This is a genomic window from Chryseobacterium sp. C-71 (assembly GCF_020911865.1).
Classification (GTDB): Bacteria; Bacteroidota; Bacteroidia; order Flavobacteriales; family Weeksellaceae; genus Chryseobacterium.
This window is the reverse complement of record NZ_CP087131.1, coordinates 1,549,556-1,566,471: the sequence shown is the minus strand read 5'-3', so window position 1 is coordinate 1,566,471 and position 16,916 is coordinate 1,549,556. Positions and strand designations below refer to the sequence as shown.

The following is a 16,916-nucleotide window of genomic DNA, read 5'->3' as shown; positions in this document are numbered from 1 at the left end:
AAAGCTTTTGAATAATTTATGATAAAAGAGTTTTGATCATTTCCAACCTTTTTTCTGATATCTGCATCAATATATATAATTACATTTGTTAAACTTCAAACGCAGTTGATATGAAAAATTTATGGCTTTTACTTTTAGTATGGTTTCCGATGGTTTGCTGGGCTCAGATTCCGGTGATAGAAACGCCGGATGGCAAAGGAGCTTTCGGGAAGAATAATCAGGTTGTTCTTCAGAAACTCAATATTGAAACCAAAATTACGGGCAGTATCTCGACCAATACCGTGACGATGGTTTTTAGAAATAATTCTAATCGTTTGATGGAAGGCAGATTAACTTTTCCGCTTCCGGAAGGCGTAAATGTGAGCGGCTATGCAATTGATATCAATGGGAAATTGCGAAATGCAGTTCCGGTAGAAAAAGAAAAAGCAAAAGAGGTTTTTGAAACCATTCAAAAAAGAAATGTCGATCCCGGAATTTTAGAAAAAGTGGAAGGAAATAATTTCAGAACAAGAATTTATCCTATCAACGCAAATGGTGGTGAGAGAACGGTTCAGATTTCTTACAATTATGAATTAAAAAAATCGGCTGATCATTATCAATTTTTTTTACCACTGAATTTTAATGATCCCATTCCCGATTTTACATTAAAAACAATGGTTTTTCAGACTCAGATGACTCCAAAATTAGAAGAAAAGCCTGACGGAAGTTTTCAGTTTGTAAAAAATGGAAATGTCTGGACTGCCGAAACGCATAAAACCAATTATCGACCGACTCAAAATCTAAGAATTAATTTTCCGCAGAATAATGAGAACGAAAATGTTTTGATTCAGAAAGCATCTGATAATTCATCATATTTTTTAACAAACATTGCCATCAACTCTAATGAAAGATCTAAAAAATTATCTACAAAAACGGCTATCGTTTGGGATAATTCTTTGAGTGGTTCTAAGAGAAATCACATGAAAGAATTTGCTTTATTGGATGAATTTTTTAAAATTAATAAAAATATTTCGGTCAACATTTATTTCATTAACAATACTTTTGATGAAGGTAAAAGTTTTAAAATTAATGATGGAAATTGGGCTGAATTAAAAGCTTATTTATCCCAAACTACTTACGACGGCGGAACCGATTTTAGTCAGTTAAAACCAATAAAAGAAAGTGAAATCTTATTTTTCACAGACGGAATGTCATCTTTCGGAGATATGGATCTGCCTTGGACAATACCTGTCTATACGATTGCGGCATCAAATAAAGTGAATTTTAATCAGCTTAAATTCATCAGCACAAAAACCGGCGGAGAATTTTTAAATTTAAATGAAAACGATCCCGAAAAAGAGATTCGTAAAATATTGTACCAGCCATTGAAGTTCTTAGGTGTTGAGAGTAACGATTCTTTGTCGGAAATGTATCCTTCTTTACCTCAAAGCATTGCTCAGGATTTTGTGCTTACCGGTATTTTAAAAGGAAATCAATCCACTGTAAAAGTTTTGTTCGGATATGGAAATGAAGTTACGGAAACTAAAACAATACATTTAAATACAGAAAAACAGTCGGTAAAAGATTGGGAAATCTCAAAGTTTTGGGCTCAGAAAAAACTGAACGAACTGGAAATTTTTGAGCAAAAAAACAAAGACGAAATCAAAAATATTAGCAGACAGTTTGGGTTGGTAAGCAATAATATGAGTCTGATGGTTTTGGAAGATGTTAATGATTATGTACGATACAAAATTCCTCCACCGGCAGAATTGCAGTCTGAATACAACAAAATTGTAAAAAATAATAGGGAAGAGCGGGAAGAAAAGGTGCAGGATTTGATGTCTGATGCTGAAGAAATGGCAGAAAATCTGAAAGTCTGGTGGAATACCGATTTTAGTGCCCAGCAAAATTATTATCCTAAACCCGATCAAGCGCCAATACAACATGGTAGAAATGACTCAGATTTAGATGGTGCTGCAGATGAAATGATTGAAATTGTTCAAAATGTAGTTCCCGAGCCGGTTGCTGCTCCAAAAGCTGAAGCTGCTCTGCCAACATCGCCAATGGCAACTAGAGAAGTTCAGGCTTCTCAAGTAATTTCCGCAAGAGCATTAGCAAGTGCTGAAAGAAGTATGCCTACACTTCAGGCAATTCAAGGGCAAGTTGCTGGTGTTCAGGTTTCAGTGAGGGGTATACAATCGATTTCTAAAGAAACACAAATTGAGGAAGTGGTAAACAGCGGACGTATTATTGCAGTCGATGTAAAATCTGATGCAAAATACATGAAGTTTTTTGAATCTTTAAAAAAGCCTGCAGATATTTATCAAAACTATTTAAAATATAGAAAAGACTATCAGGAAATGCCACAATACTATTTTGATATTGCTCAATTGTTATTTAAAAATAATGATAAAAAATTGGGATTGAAAGTATTAAGTTCTATTGCAGATCTTGATATTGAAAATGAAGAATTGTACAAATTACTCGCTTACAAACTGAAGCAGGCAGAAGTATTTGATAAGCAACTTTGGATTACCCAAAAGGTTTTAGAGTGGCGACCTTTCGACCCGCAAAGTTACCGTGATTATGCATTGGCATTAGAAGATAATAAGCAGTATCAGGCGGCTTTAGATAATTTGTATAAAGTACTCACGCAGTCTTATACTCAGGAATTGGCAGACAGAGATGATGGTATTGAGGAGGTTATTTTAATGGAAATGAATCAGTTGATTTCAAATCATAAAAATCAACTGGATTTCACGAAAATCAATCCCAAAATTGTGGCAGATTTACCTGTGAACATCCGCGTTGTTATCAATTGGAACAAAGACAATACAGATATTGATCTTTGGGCGACAGATCCTAATGGCGAACGCTGCATGTACTCTAATAGCAAAACAAAAATCGGAGGAAGATTAAGTAATGATTTTACCAGCGGCTTTGGTCCTGAGCAGTTTTTACTAAAAAAAGCAGTCAAAGGAAAGTATAAAATTGAAACCAATTTCTTTGGCGAAAATCAGGTGAGTATTTCCGGTCCGACGGCGATTATGGCAGAAATTTTCATCAATTACGCTACCGGAAAACAGGAAAGAAAAGTTGTGGTTTTCCAAAATAAAACAGAAACAGATCGAGGCGATAAAGAAGGAGTTTTGATTGGAGAATTTGAGTTTTAAACTGAAATAAATTTAGATATAGCACTCTCAGAAATGGGAGTGTTTTGATTTGATAATAGTATTAAACTTGAGGTTTTTTTATTGCTACTGGAAATCATGAGATTCTGTTTCTTATCAATTGACTACTTATGCAGCCCTTCCCGAATCAGAATTTTTTATGCAGACCAAACAATACAGATCCTTTCTCCAAACCCGGTTTACTTTATAATTTAATACGGCATTAATTTCCTGAACGATATTTATATTTTGATCTGCAATAGATTTTTCAGTGTCAGATTTTGTTTGTGAAGTTTTTTTATGATCCGGACTTTTTATTTTCTTATCATCTGTAAGATTTTCTTTTTTCTTTTCTGATAGTAAAGCAGAATTATATGATTGAGATTTTCCATTATTAACATTCAAAATAGTATCTGTTTTAACCTTCACTTTTTGATTGGAAGAATCCGGTTCTTTATTTTGAGCTGAAAAAATGGTAAAACAGAAGATGAACAAAAGGTTTAAATATGATTTCATAATTTGACAATTGTGTCCCAATTTAGTGAAAATTTGAATATCTTTTTATTTCTTGTTTAATTTTTCAAAAAAGGTAAAATTTTGGAAGAATCATCCAGAATTTTGGTAATCAATCTTTCTTTATTCATTAAACAAAGTTATAGAATAACCATTAATGTCAAATGGTCTTTCAAGTTTTTTTGATCGGCAATTACAAGGAATTTTACTTATTTATTAATGAAATATCTCTTGACATTCGCTATTGAATCTGAACCAAAATATTGATGGCTTAAAATGACGAGGCTTTCATATTTTTCGTTTAAGGCTGCAAAGAATCTTGTCTTTCAAAATATTTTAAGGCATAATTTTTCGGAAGAAGCACCCTGAGATTAGTTGTTTTGTCATAGAAAATATAATTACTAAATAAATATGTAATAGTTTCTCCAGGCTTTCCGTTCACAAAGCTTTTCCTTTCAAATTTAGTCAGGTTAAAATTTCCTGAAATGTAAATATGAAGCTCAACCCTTACTTGTTTTCCATCATCATCAATGCTCTCAACATTTGAGTAGTGAGTATGAATTTTCCCATCGATTTGGGTTTCATCGATAAAAGTCCATTTCTTTTTTAGCAAAGTGGTTGGCCCGAATTGCCTCAGTCGGGAAGAGGAAATTGCAGTGTTCTGATTGTTTTTATTTTCATATTCATAGATGGTTTTTTCAGTGTGATTGACGTGATAATACAAACCATTTTTATAAAACTCTTCTGAACTTTCGTTCTTGCTATAGAATTCAAAATCTTTATTTTGAGGTTTGTAAATGGTATACAAAGCATTGGTAACAGATATTGCATATGTTTCAGGATTTGAATTTAATGCAGTTTCTTTGTAGCTGATTACATTGGCCTGAAAATATTTTCGTTTGGCTTTTTCGAGATCGGGAACTTGTGCGCAAAGTTGGGTGATGCTCAAGAGTAATAAAGTAGTTCTACCAATTTTCTTCACTTTTACAACAGCATTTATACTTAATTAAATTTACTTTTCAAACTTTTCTTCCAAATTATAAAGCACTTCACAGTCACAGAAACCGCCGTTTTCTTGTAGCCAGCTTTCAATCTCTTCGTTATTCATAATATGATTTGTTTCTAGAAATTGCTTTGTAAGTTTGAAACTGTCATCGCAATCATTTTCCTCAAGTTTTTCATCCAAAAAATCGAATAGAGTTTGAAATAATTCTTTGGAAATCGGAAGACTTTTTTCAAATTCTATTTTTGTTTTCTCCTGTAATTCTCTGTGAATTTGTCGGCGACTTTCTTTTTCGGTTTTGTCTGGCATATTTGACTAATGTATCACAATATTTAAGAGATTAATTGTAAATCTCTGCAATTATTTTTGTTGCTTCATCCTTTGCATATTCACTATTTTCAAAAGTACGTGAGTAAAAATAAAATAGCGCAACCTTAAATTTCGGCAATTCTATAAAGATAAAATCATTTATGTTATGGAAAAAGTGGAAGCTTTTATTTTTCGTTTTAAAAATTACCAAAGAATTTAAGTTTTTAACTTTGGATTTTATAGTAACTCTTTTTTGTGCATTTCTTAGTTGAGTAATTGCTTTTTCAGGAGAAAATTCGATTTCTTCTCTCATTATTGCCAAAGGAATATCTTTTAAAAACTCAATGAATTCAGATGATTTTGCTTTCTTAAAGCTTCTTCTAAACTCTAAAAGTTGGAATTTATATTCAATAATTTCTAGCCATCGAATTATATTTTGTATTTGTTCTAAACTATAAAATGAATCAGCTAATTTAGTATCAGTTAGAATGGAATTAATTTGACTTTCTATATTGGCTAATAAATTATTATTGCAATCTGCACAAACCGGAATAGTTGTTTTATTATAAGTCTGTTCAATACCATTCATGTTTGTCGTAAAGAATTTCTTAGTTGAGTTTTCAAATACCCAACGTGGAATTACATGTTCTTTAGTCAAATTTAATGTAGTTGCACAAAAAGCACATATTTCTTTTTGTAATTTAAAGTTGTTCTGGCTTCTCGAAACATTACGATTTATAACATCATCGATAATATTCTTTGAGTTACGTCTTAATTGGATTCGTAGTTTTTTTAGTTTTACATTAATTTCCATAATAGTAAATTTGAGTTCTCACCCCAAAACAATCCTACCCTCAACCTCCTTCAGCAATCCTTTCCCAATCAAATCCTCCACACAAAACTTCACCACCGCATCGATCTGAGAACCCACTTTCGCAAAACCAAAAATCTTACAAACCGCACGAATCAATTCCTCTTTATTCAGACTCAAACTCGAATGCATCAATTCCATCACCGCCACTGAAATTTCTTCCGTCGCAATCTCATCGATCAATCTTTTTTCTGCAGAATTATCTCGGTAAAAATCAAGATTTTGAGGCAGTGAATTTTCGCTCCAGTAAAATTTCTGGTAACTTTCTGTGGTTTGAATATTCGGAATAGAAGCCAAGGTTTCCAAAAGATAGGTATTCAGTTTTCCGCCGGCTCTTGAAGTATTCCAAAGCTTGAGAATCTTCCTGAACAAAGCATTCTGACTGATCGGAGATTCCGTATCGATGATGGTTTTTAGCTGACTTAAAAGAACCTGCCTGTTTTCAAAATGATAAATCGATTCTGAATTGGCATTGGCTTCAGGTTTTAAATCAGCTGCAACGTACGGAATCATTTTCGAAGGTTTTTCCACTTCCAAAACTTCACTCAAATAGACTTTTTCAGAAGTTTTCAGTTCGATAATTTCTTCCTTTTTCTCTTTAACCTGAGTTTTTATTTTTTCTAATTCTACCTTGATTTTTTCAACAATTTTCTCTTTATTTTTAATCCAGTCCAGCGTCCAGATTCTGAAAACATTCCAGCCGAGACCTTTCAGCACATTCGGAACGAGCAGTTCGCGGTCGTTAGTCGTGTGGATGTTGAAATAATTTTCACTGTCCAGCAAAATCGCCAGAAGATATTCGCTTTCATTTTCAGGATCAATAATTCCGATATCGATTTTATATTCAGAAGTTCCGATGTTGGTTTTGATTTTCAGACCGTTTTCTTCCAAAGTTTTCGCCACCGAATTCACCATCAGTTTCTGCTGATTCACGGTTGGATTTGAGTTTTGATACACCAAACCTTTTTCAGAAAAATTCAGAAAGTTCTTCAATCCCAAAACACCTTCCGAGCTGGTTCTGTTCATATCGATTTGGTCGCCTTTTAACGAAGAAAACACTTTCATTTCATAACGTGCTCTCGTCACGGCAACATTCAGTCTTCGCCAACCACCGTCACGGTTAAGCGGACCAAAATTCATTGAAACTTTTCCGTCTTCATCGGGACCATAACCAATCGAAAACAGAATAATATCGCGTTCGTCACCCTGTACATTTTCCAGATTTTTAATAAAAATCGGTTCCTCAGAATTGATTGCATATTCTTCCAGATGCGGATTTTCCTGAAATAATTTCTGCAGCAAATCTTCAATCAGACTTTGCTGAGTCTGGCTGAAAGTCACCACCCCAATCGATTTTTTATTCTGATTTTCGAGATGATTTTTAATGTATTCAATAATCGCTTCCGCCTCATTTTTATTGGTTCTCGTTTTTCCTTTGTCATAAAATCCGTCGATAAATTCAAACGTTACTTTTCGGTTTAAATCATCTGGAGACGGGAAAGTGAGCAGTTTATTGTCATAAAAATGAGCATTCGAGAACGAGATCAAACTTTCATGCTTGCTTCGGTAATGTCTCAATAAATAATTCGAAGGAATTGAAAGTGCTAAACAATCATCTAGAATACTTTCTAAGTCTTCGAGTTCAAAATTTTCTTCATCCACTTTTTGAGAAGAAAAGAAACTCGTCGGTGGCATCTGTTTCGGGTCGCCCACAATAATCGCCTGCTTTGCCCTCGCTAAAGCACTGACCGCCTCAGAAGTCGGCAGCTGCGAAGCTTCATCGAAAATCACCAAGTCAAAATGCTCTTCGTTCACATCAAAATACTGCGCCACCGAAATCGGACTCATCAGCATACACGGTTTCAGCCTCGGAATCAATGTCGGAATCTGATCAAACAGCTTCCTGATAGACAAACCTCGACCTTTATTGCGAATAGCTTTCTGCAAAATTCCGATTTCAGAACTTTGAATGGCTTCCTGAGAAAAATTCGGAATACGATCGCTGAGCTTCATTGTCAGTTGATTTTTCGTGAGTTCAGTAAATTCTTTATGAAGATTTTTATACTGCTGAATCTGAGATTCGTAAATATTGGCATCAAAACCGTTCAAAGTTCCGGAGCTGTAAATGGTTTTAATGAATAAATTCAAATGAATGATTTTTTCAAATTCTAGTTCGAGAGATTCTGTATCGAACCAGCCTTTTTCAAGGAAATCAATGAACCAGTTTAAGTTTAGATCCTGTGCTTTTTCTTTTAAACCATTAAAATTAATCCAGTCTTCCAGCTGATGAATATTCTGTACAACCGTCTGGAAATCGCCTTCGTTGGGGATTTCATCCACATATTCCAAAAGGTTTTCTTCGGCAGCATGAAATTCTTTCAGTTTTTCAACCTGCTCTGAAATATTTTGATTGTTATTTTGTTGTAATGAAAAATCTTTAAGCCATTCAGGGAAATTTCTGATGACTATTTTTTTGGCTAAATCTTTCGCATTTTCAATGGTTTTTAAATCTTTCTCAATCGCAGAAACGTCAAACGAATTTCCGTTAAAATAAAGATTCGTCACCGATGAAAGTGCGTTGTAATTAAGGTTTGAAAGTTGCTTTTTAAGCTCCTGATAATTTTCAAGCTTCTCAAAAAGTCCGTCAATCTGCACATCAGATTCTATTCCCGATTTGGCATAGCCGTTCAGTTGCTGCTTCACTTTCCTCTGTTTAAACCATTTCGGAATAAACCAAGTATGTTTTGCCTGATTCCAGATTAATTTTAATGAAGCAAAATCAATATTTAAAATGGAAGAATTGAAACTGGCTGTAATCTGACTTTCTATTTGCTGAAACTGCGTTTGCTGCGTCATCCAGTTTTTAAATAAATTCAGTTGACCTTCATTAAAAACCAAATCAACCAAACCGGATTTTACAGGATTATTTTTTAGAAATTCAAGGATTTCCACACTGTCCTCATTGGAAACTTCCTCGAGCTGGAAATGCTTTTTAATCTGCTCCGCAGCATTTTTCTTTTCATTAAACTGAGAAATCGCCGAGAGAATCAGATTTTTATTTTCAAACTGATGGCTCGACGTTTTTATCGGTCGTAAAGCATGAAGCGAGGGCTGCCCGATTTTCTGCACAATCGAAGCAAACGGAATCAGCCAGTCTTTCCACTGATTCCAGTTGAACACATCAGCACTTTCCAGAGGAAAATTAATATGGAAACGCTCATCGGCCTGTACGTGATTGGTTTCCAGAAAGGCAATCGTATCAAATAAACTCCAGCCAATCGGGAATTTTTTATGCAGTTCGTTTACATATTTTCCTAACTCTTTTCTGCGTTCGTCAAGCCGTTTTGCCTCCTCGTGATAATCGGCATTGATTTTATATTTCGGAACTTCCAATGTTCTTTCAAACTGTTTCAGAACATCCGACTTTTTAGATTTATTGGAATGCAGTTCAAGACAGAATGCACCCAAACCAATATTTTCCAGACGGTTGTGAACGACATCCAAAGCGGCTTTTTTAGCAGCCACAAAAAGCACTTTTTTGTCATTTGACAAAGCATCGGCGATGATGTTGGTAATCGTCTGTGATTTTCCCGTTCCGGGAGGTCCGTGAAGAATGAAACTTTTGTTGAGGTTGGCATTTTTTACGGCGTTCAGCTGAGAATTATCGGTTGAAATTGGCAAAACGAGTTCAGAAGCTGATATATTTTCAAGACTTTCTGTGTCATTTTCCACTCTTTCCAAAGTTCCCGTCAAACGTCCGTCAATCAGACTTTTTACAATCGAAGATTTCTGAATTTCTTCTGAATATTTTGAAATGTCCTGCCAGAGAATCAATTTATTAAATGAGAAAATTCCCAAAACCAACTGCTCCAAAACATCCCAACCTGCCAAATTGAGAACGGCATTTCTGATAATTGCCAAAACCTTTGGAACATCAACTCCCGATTCGTCCATCGGAAGATTTTCGAGGCTGTTGATGTTGAGTTTGAATTCCTGTTTTAAATATTCCAGCAACGTAATATTGATCATGGTTTCCTCCTCACGGCTTCGAAGCGTAAATTTAGAATTCACTGACTTTCTGGATAGCTCGACAGGAATCAGTAAAATAGGAGCCAGCCTTGGGATGTCTTTATTTTTAGGTTCAAACCATTTCAATAATCCGATTCCCAAATACAAAGTACTTTTTCCGTTCTCTTCTTCGGCAAGTTTTGCGCTTCGGTAAAGGTTGGTGAGAATATTGTCGAGGTCGTCCTGATGGTAATACGTTAAAAGTCGGTTGTATTTAAACTCATCTTCCGCTAGTTTAAAAAGCGGCTGCGACTGATGCAAAGGTTCGCCATACAAACTGTATTTTCTCAGAACCGTCTGATTGTTGTCGGGAAGAATCGTGAATGATTTTCCGTCGGCTAAATTGTCTTCAAGAACATTTGTTTTAATATCAACCAGCTGCAACATACTTTTGGTAAACCGCAGATTGAGAAGATTGTTTCTAAGCGATAAATCTAATAGTTTTCTTTCCCAGACTTTTTGTTTGGTTAAATTGGAAAAATCCGTCAGTTCGAGGTCATCGTATTGCGTTCCCAAATCAAAATCCTGATCGAGTTTCGTTGAATGTTGAACGGAACTGAAATCCTGAGTTTTTACCGTTTCATTTTTCAGAAGTGGGAGCGGAGAAATTCCTGCCGACCTTGCGTTTTTAATATCTAAAGACAACAAAAATTTTGAAGAATCCATCAGCTGGGTTTCGGCAGAATTCATCGCATATTTGAACGAAATGTTGCTTCCTCTGCAAAGACTTGTTGATTCAATTAAAGCAATTTCCTTTATTCCCGAAGCAATTCTTTTGGAAATCGCTGCCTGATCAAAATTAACCATTCCATCAAATCGCTGATCATCCAGCCAGACTCCGATAAAGGCGTGACCTTCCGTAACCACGATAATCGGATTGAGATCAATTGCTTCCAAACACGCTGCGAAAAGTAGTGAAATATCAATGCAGTTCCCGAATTTTGTTTCTAAAACAGTATCCACCAACCTGATTCTTTGTCCGCTCTTTTCAAAACTTGGCGGCATCGAGCTGTAAATCAAATCCAGATTCTGAATAGATTTATAAATCGCCGAAACCATCTGCAAAACTCTTTCTTTGCTTTTCTGTTGATAGCCTTCAAATGATGGTGTGAGTTTATTTCTTGCCAAAATATCAATGGCATCGGCTTTCAATTTATACAACGAAGTATTATTGGAAAGAACATAAGAAGCCAAAAGTTGCGGAAAAGATTGTAGTCCTCCAAAATAATCCATCGGGAGAACTTCTATGCTGAAACTTTTCTCGTAAATAATTTCTCCGTCTTTAAAAACCTGAATTTTAATCTGATCTAAATCTTTTTCCGTCAGTCTTTTCAGCAAAGTATTGTTAAAAACAAGGTTGAAAAGCGAGATTTTATACAGCGCATTCGCCTTGATTTTATCAATATAAACATCGTATTTTTGAAATAAACACAATGAAGAAGTGATCTGAAGATTGAGATTTTCAAAATCTTCTGTCACGTCTCTAAAAGCAATGCTCTGCAGAAAAGGATATTGGTTTAAACAAAAAGTATAGTTGAAATAAGGGCTGTGCTGTATCTGTAAGTCAAACGGAAGAATCTGATTCATAAATGTTTTTTGTGATTGTCACTCTCTTTTTCGGGAGATAATGCAATTTAGAAATAAAACAGATATTGGCAAAATTGATTTCTGGACAGGGTTTTTAGGTAAGATAAAATTTGTGGTTCAAAAATCTTTTTTACCTTGAAAAAGAACTTCTTCATCTTTTGAAATGATTGTTGTAAAATCAGTATTATATGTTCTTGATTTTATATTTAATTTTGATAATAGTTCTTCAGCTTTTTCTTTTATACTCTTCCAAATTTCATGGTTATCTATAAAACTATAATCCCAAATCTCATTTGGAATTTGCTCAACCTTAAATTTAAATTCAAGTAATTCCTTTTTCAGAGAAGAATCAATAAAATTGTTTCTAAATACTGTATCAAAACAAACTGGTACAAAAGCATCTTGTAATTCCTCATACAATTCTGTTATAGGATCAATAAGAATTGACTCCATTTCTAACAGTTGTTTGGAATTGTAAGCGAAAAGAACTAGAGAGTTGATGATATTTGTATAATAAAATTTCACATTCTTATCGTACTCTGCCAGCTCAAAAGTTGTAAAATCATCAGCTTCTATATTTTCAGATTTAGATTTATTTTTTTCTGTTTTTTTTGGTCTGAAAAAATTAAATTTCATGTGAGAAGATTTTGTTCTGAATGTAAAAAGGAAGATGTAACTCAAATGTATGAAGTTTTTTGCATTTCAAATGAAAAGATCAGTTGTGTTTTTTATTGAAAGAGATATTTAATTTGCTTCAAACTATTTTTTTTCATATTATTAAAAATGAAAAAGTTGCTCCAAATTATAATGGCCATCATGTTCAGTTTTTTGTTTCAGCAGAATTTAAATGCTCAGAAAGTGGAAACAACAAGAGAACGAATCAATTACACGATTGAAAACTGCGTCAACGAATTTGATTTGACTAAAGCAAAAAAGACAAATTCAGGCTATCAATATTGGTTCGCCGACAAAAAATTCACTGAAGAAAACACATTGAAGATGAGCATCGTGGAACCAGGAAAATCAACACATGCGCCACATCGTCATCCCGAAGAAGAATTTTTTTATATTCTGGAAGGGAAAGCATCTTTTTATCTGAATGGAAAAACTGTGGAAGTTGGACCAAATACGAGTTTATATTGTCCGCCAAATTCAGAACATGGAATTAGCAATGCCGGAGATAAGGATTTGAAGTATCTAGTAATTAAAAAGGATTTGAGGTAAATTTATCGTAGAAATTATTCTGACGTTAATGATATTTCGGTGAAATGAAATTCATCGCATCCATCCTTCAACAATGTAATTTTTCTGATTCACTTTATATTCTTTATCATTATTTGGCTTGTAACAAAGTTCAATTCTCGCTCCATATTTATCTCCCCAAGAACCTTCGTAAATTGTAAATCCTCCTTTGTAGATTTTTGCTGAAGGTTTTTCCACAACGATTTTCGATTGTTCATTTATTCGTTCTTCTGATAACCTCTCGTTTGAAGTTATTTCAAATGCTTTGATGAAAAAGTATCCTGCAACTTTTGGTTGATGATTGGTGTAAAAACTATAAATCCCAGGCTGCGAAATTTCTGCTAATCTAAAATCGTTTAGCTTTAAATCTTTTTCAGTGATTTCTTTTTCGACAGGTGTTTCAAATTTTACATTTTTTGGAATTGTTTTGTTGGCGCCGTAGAAATCGGGTGGTGAAAATGCAAGGTATACTGAAACGAAAAAAAATAAAAATGCAGAAATGATAAGCTGAGGAAAAAGTAAATACCATTTTTTAATCACAATCTGCACTATAGATGATGCAATGTTTCCTAAAATATTGATGTAAAAAAGAATCAATGAAAAATCGACTATATCGTCTTTTTTCAGAAGCAGTCCCAACTGAAAAATTACATAAGGAACCAAATAGCTGATTATCGGAATCCACCAAATGAGAAAGTATTTTTTAATAAACTTCATTCGTTGTTATGTTGGGAAACTATGAGAATAGAATTAAGTTTAATTTGCAATATAATATTAAAATTCATCATTAATATTCACAAAATCCATTATTTCAAAAAGATGATTGTCATGTTCCATTTTTTTACTTGCTGAAAAATAATAACCATAAGAGTTATAAGTGAAACCGTCTTTTAAGAAGAAAATTCCGTGATTTGTTTTTATAATAGAATAGATTGCAACTTCTTCCATAAGCTTCAGAATTTTTTCCTGCTCTTTACTAAATTTAATTTTGTCCTCAATTTTCGTTTGAGTAGAAATAGGAAATGGAGAATTTTCAGGAATTATATAATTCCAATATTTATTATTTTCTTTATATAAATCATCGACTCGTTGTAACGAATTTTGATTTAAGAAGATGAGATTATCATTCTTTTGAATGACTAATGCAAGTGCTTTAAACTTGTTAAGATTTTCATTTAAAAATTTTATATTCGAACTACTTTGTAGTTGAGCAGTTGTTAAAAATTCATTAGGCTTACTTCCAGCTTCTTTTTCACTAATTTCATAATGTTGAGAAAATCCACCCCAGAAAAAATTTGATATTTCGCTTGATGTTCTTATAGAATCTAAGCTCCATATCTTTTCTTCTTTTATAGGTCTGATATCCCATTTTGAAAATGGTTTTGAAAATTTTAAATATTCTTCTATCGAGATATTATTTACTGTTGTTAAGCTATCCAAATAACGAAAAGTTGCCACATCAAAGTTTTCTTTTCTATTTAAATGTTCCTGACTGAAGATTAAATTTGATACAAATACAAAAAATAGTGTGAAAAATCTTTGCATACAATTTGTTGATAAGTTAGTAGTCAAATATAGAAACTTTTAAATAAATCCACCATTGAGAATTTTTTTGAATAGAGTATTTTATATAAATGAAGTAATTTTGATGCATTTTTTCATTATATTTCTTTTTAAGAAATATTTAAGGTTTAAAATCCAAAAAATAGTCAGAATATTTCTACTTTTGAGAAAACAACATTTATGTTCGGATCAAATAAATCAAAACTGAGTTTAAGTTGTGCAATCGTTTGCACTACTGCGAATCTTATGAGTGCGCAGACCTCAATTCAGGTTAAAAATACTCAGGATTTTGCAAGAAATGAAATCGTTTCTGTTTCAACAAAGCAGTTGAAAGCATTTTTAGAGAAAAATAAAGCGGAAGATTTAAGAATAAAAGACGCCCAAAACCAATATCTGCCGATTCAGTGGATCGATAATGACAGTGACGGGAAAAATGATGAGCTTCTTTTTCAGACAAAACTGGATGCAAATAAAACGAATTCGTATAAAATTATTGCAGATCCGAATACACCAGTTCCTGAAAGTAAAGTGACAACGTATTCCAGACTGGTTCCGGAAAGAGTAGACGATTACACCTGGGAAAATGATAAGGTTGCGTTCAGGGTGTATGGCCCAAAAGGTCAGGCTGAAGCTTTGGCTAAAGTGAAAGGAAGCACACTTTCCAGCGGTGTTGATATCTGGTTTAAAAGAACTGAAAAATCTGTTATCGACGAATGGTACAAAGGGTATCTGACGGATCCAATGTATTATCACAAAGACACGAGAGGTGAAGGCTACGATCCATATCACGTCGGTGACAGCCGCGGAACGGGAGGAATCGGAATCTGGAAAGATGAAAAACTGCAGGTTTCCCAAAACTTTGTAACTTCAAAAACGATTGCGGAAGGTCCGCTGAGAACGGTTTTTGAACTGACATACGCGCCTTGGAGCGAATTTGGAGTGAAAGAAACCAAAAAGAATTTCTCTTGATTTAGGTTCGAATTTTTCTAAGTTTGAATCGACTTTTGAAGCTGAAAAGCCAGTTCCCAATTATACGGTCGGAATTACTTTACATAAAAATGAAGGCGAATCAAAGCTGAATGATAAAGCCGGATATTATCTTCATTGGGAAAAAATTGATGATGCATTTGTAGGAGAAGGAATTGTATTAGATCCTAAAATTGTTCAGAGATCTGTAGCTCACAAATCTGAAACTCCGGACCAGAGTAATTTGCTGGTTGTAACGAAACCTCAGAAAAAACTGACTTATTACGCAGGGTTTGCATGGCAGAAAAGCGGACAGATTCAAACAAAGAATGATTGGGAAAAACTTTTGCAGAAAAAGGCTCAGATGGTTGCCAATCCTTTAGTAATTACAATTAAATAATAGTAAAAATGATGAATTTTAAGCTTATCCTATTCTCATTGTGCCTAGCCTCAACAACGGCTTGTACAGCACAGGTAAAAGATCCTTTGGCCGAAAAAATGATGGTTTATCAGCTTCCGAACGGCGGGTGGGGCAAACATAACAGCGATAAAAAAAATGTTGATTATACTTTAGAAATAGACTCTAAACTTTTAAAGATAATCAAAGCCAACGACAATGATCTTGCTACCATCGATAACAACGCCACCTCAAGGGAAATCAATGGTTTAATTAAAGCATACAGCACCACTAAAAATCCAGCTTATTTAAAATCTGCTGAAAAAGGAATTGAATATTTGCTCTCTATGCAGTATGAAAACGGTGGATTTCCGCAGTATTTTCCAAATGCTTCAATTTACAGAAAACAGGTAACGTACAATGATAATGCGATGATCAACGCCTTGACTATTTTGTACAATGTTGCTGAAGGAAAAGAGGGTTTTGATGCCGTAGGTTCTCAATTAAAGGAAAAGTCGAAAGTTGCTTTGCAAAAAGGAATTGCCTGTATTCTGAAAACACAGGTTCTTCAAAACGGTAAACTTTCCATCTGGGCAGACCAGTACAACGAAGTGACTTTGGTTCCTGAAAAAGCGAGAGCTTTTGAGCCGATGTCTCTGGCAACCGGAGAATCTGTGAACATTGTGAAGTTTCTGATGATGCAGCCCGTAACTCCGGAAATTGAAAAATCTGTTAGAGCGGCAGTGGAATGGTTTAAGGTGAGTAAAATTGAAGGGTACACCTACAGTGTTTCGAAAGAAAATGATAAACTAATCCGTACACTGAGCAAAAAAGAAGGATCATCGGTTTGGGCGAGATTTTATGATATTCCAACAAACAAACCTGTTTTCGGGGATCGTGACGGAAGTGTGAAATTTAATTACGAAGATGTTTCCGAAGAACGCAGAATGGGTTACAGCTGGTACAACGAATCAGGAACGAAGCTGATTGAAAATGAATTTCCGAAATGGCTTAAGAGAAATAAACTTATGCAGTAAACGAAGAAACCTCATAGGTCTTCAAAACCTATGAGGTTTGATCTAAAAACAAATCCTGACGCTTATAGACTGCATCAGGATTTTTATGTTTCCAGCTCACGCAGATTTTGCGGATTGTGCTGATTTTTTCTTCGATTACTTTTACCTAAAATTAGACCAAAAATTCGTGTATTCGTGGCAAACTAAAATCTGTGAGAAAACGGGAAATCTG

General features: G+C 34.3%; 13 protein-coding genes. 5 read left to right on the top strand and 8 right to left on the bottom strand.

Translation table 11 applies throughout. The annotated features are described in order from the left end of the window. Nucleotides 1–110: 110 nt before the first annotated feature. Nucleotides 111–3,152, top strand: a complete 3,042-nt coding sequence (locus tag LNP04_RS07075; RefSeq protein ID WP_229985837.1) for a VIT domain-containing protein — start codon at nt 111–113, stop codon at nt 3,150–3,152. 126 nt (nt 3,153–3,278) lie between these two features. On the opposite strand, the gene LNP04_RS07070 is transcribed toward LNP04_RS07075, so the two are convergent. The 6 genes from LNP04_RS07070 to LNP04_RS07045 all read right to left on the bottom strand — a co-directional run bounded on the left by LNP04_RS07070 (nt 3,279) and on the right by LNP04_RS07045 (nt 12,136). After that, a complete protein-coding gene (locus tag LNP04_RS07070) occupies nt 3,279–3,665 on the bottom strand; it encodes a hypothetical protein (protein ID WP_229985836.1) in 387 nt (128 codons plus the stop codon). A 298-nt stretch (nt 3,666–3,963) separates the two neighbouring features. Further along, entirely contained in the window at nt 3,964–4,644 is a 681-nt protein-coding gene (locus LNP04_RS07065) for a hypothetical protein (RefSeq protein ID WP_229985835.1), read from the bottom strand. Between the two features lie 30 nt (nt 4,645–4,674). Continuing rightward, complete coding sequence (locus LNP04_RS07060; RefSeq protein ID WP_229985834.1) at nt 4,675–4,974, bottom strand: DUF2695 domain-containing protein; 300 nt, start codon at nt 4,972–4,974, stop codon at nt 4,675–4,677. A 31-nt stretch (nt 4,975–5,005) separates the two neighbouring features. Further along, nucleotides 5,006–5,788: a hypothetical protein gene (locus LNP04_RS07055; RefSeq protein ID WP_229985833.1), complete on the bottom strand. Its 783-nt coding sequence runs from the start codon at nt 5,786–5,788 to the stop codon at nt 5,006–5,008. 18 nt (nt 5,789–5,806) lie between these two features. Next, on the bottom strand, nt 5,807–11,500 hold the full coding sequence (locus LNP04_RS07050; RefSeq protein WP_229985832.1) for a DUF3320 domain-containing protein: 5,694 nt from the start codon (nt 11,498–11,500) through the stop codon (nt 5,807–5,809). Between the two features lie 117 nt (nt 11,501–11,617). Then, a complete protein-coding gene (locus tag LNP04_RS07045; protein WP_229985831.1) occupies nt 11,618–12,136 on the bottom strand; it encodes a hypothetical protein in 519 nt (172 codons plus the stop codon). A gap of 147 nt (nt 12,137–12,283) precedes the next feature. On the opposite strand from LNP04_RS07045, the gene LNP04_RS07040 reads away from it, so the two are divergent. Next, entirely contained in the window at nt 12,284–12,724 is a 441-nt protein-coding gene (locus LNP04_RS07040) for a cupin domain-containing protein (RefSeq protein WP_229985830.1), read from the top strand. A gap of 51 nt (nt 12,725–12,775) precedes the next feature. On the opposite strand, the gene LNP04_RS07035 is transcribed toward LNP04_RS07040, so the two are convergent. Next, entirely contained in the window at nt 12,776–13,459 is a 684-nt protein-coding gene (locus LNP04_RS07035; protein ID WP_229985829.1) for a hypothetical protein, read from the bottom strand. A gap of 57 nt (nt 13,460–13,516) precedes the next feature. Continuing rightward, nucleotides 13,517–14,287 carry a hypothetical protein gene (locus LNP04_RS07030; protein ID WP_229985828.1) on the bottom strand — a complete coding sequence of 257 codons (771 nt, stop codon included), beginning with the start codon at nt 14,285–14,287 and terminating at the stop codon, nt 13,517–13,519. Between the two features lie 198 nt (nt 14,288–14,485). Between LNP04_RS07030 and LNP04_RS19495 the strand changes: the two genes are divergently transcribed. Genes LNP04_RS19495 through pelA form a run of 3 tightly spaced genes read left to right on the top strand, consistent with a single transcriptional unit; the run spans nt 14,486 to nt 16,705 of the window. Next, nucleotides 14,486–15,274: a DUF4861 domain-containing protein gene (locus LNP04_RS19495; RefSeq protein WP_262907453.1), complete on the top strand. Its 789-nt coding sequence runs from the start codon at nt 14,486–14,488 to the stop codon at nt 15,272–15,274. Further along, nucleotides 15,264–15,671, top strand: a complete 408-nt coding sequence (locus LNP04_RS19490) for a DUF4861 domain-containing protein (protein WP_262907454.1) — start codon at nt 15,264–15,266, stop codon at nt 15,669–15,671. The genes LNP04_RS19495 and LNP04_RS19490 overlap by 11 nt, the downstream gene beginning before the upstream one ends. 8 nt (nt 15,672–15,679) lie before the next feature. Then, a complete protein-coding gene (gene pelA / locus LNP04_RS07020; protein WP_229985827.1) occupies nt 15,680–16,705 on the top strand; it encodes a pectate lyase in 1,026 nt (341 codons plus the stop codon). Nucleotides 16,706–16,916: the final 211 nt, after the last annotated feature.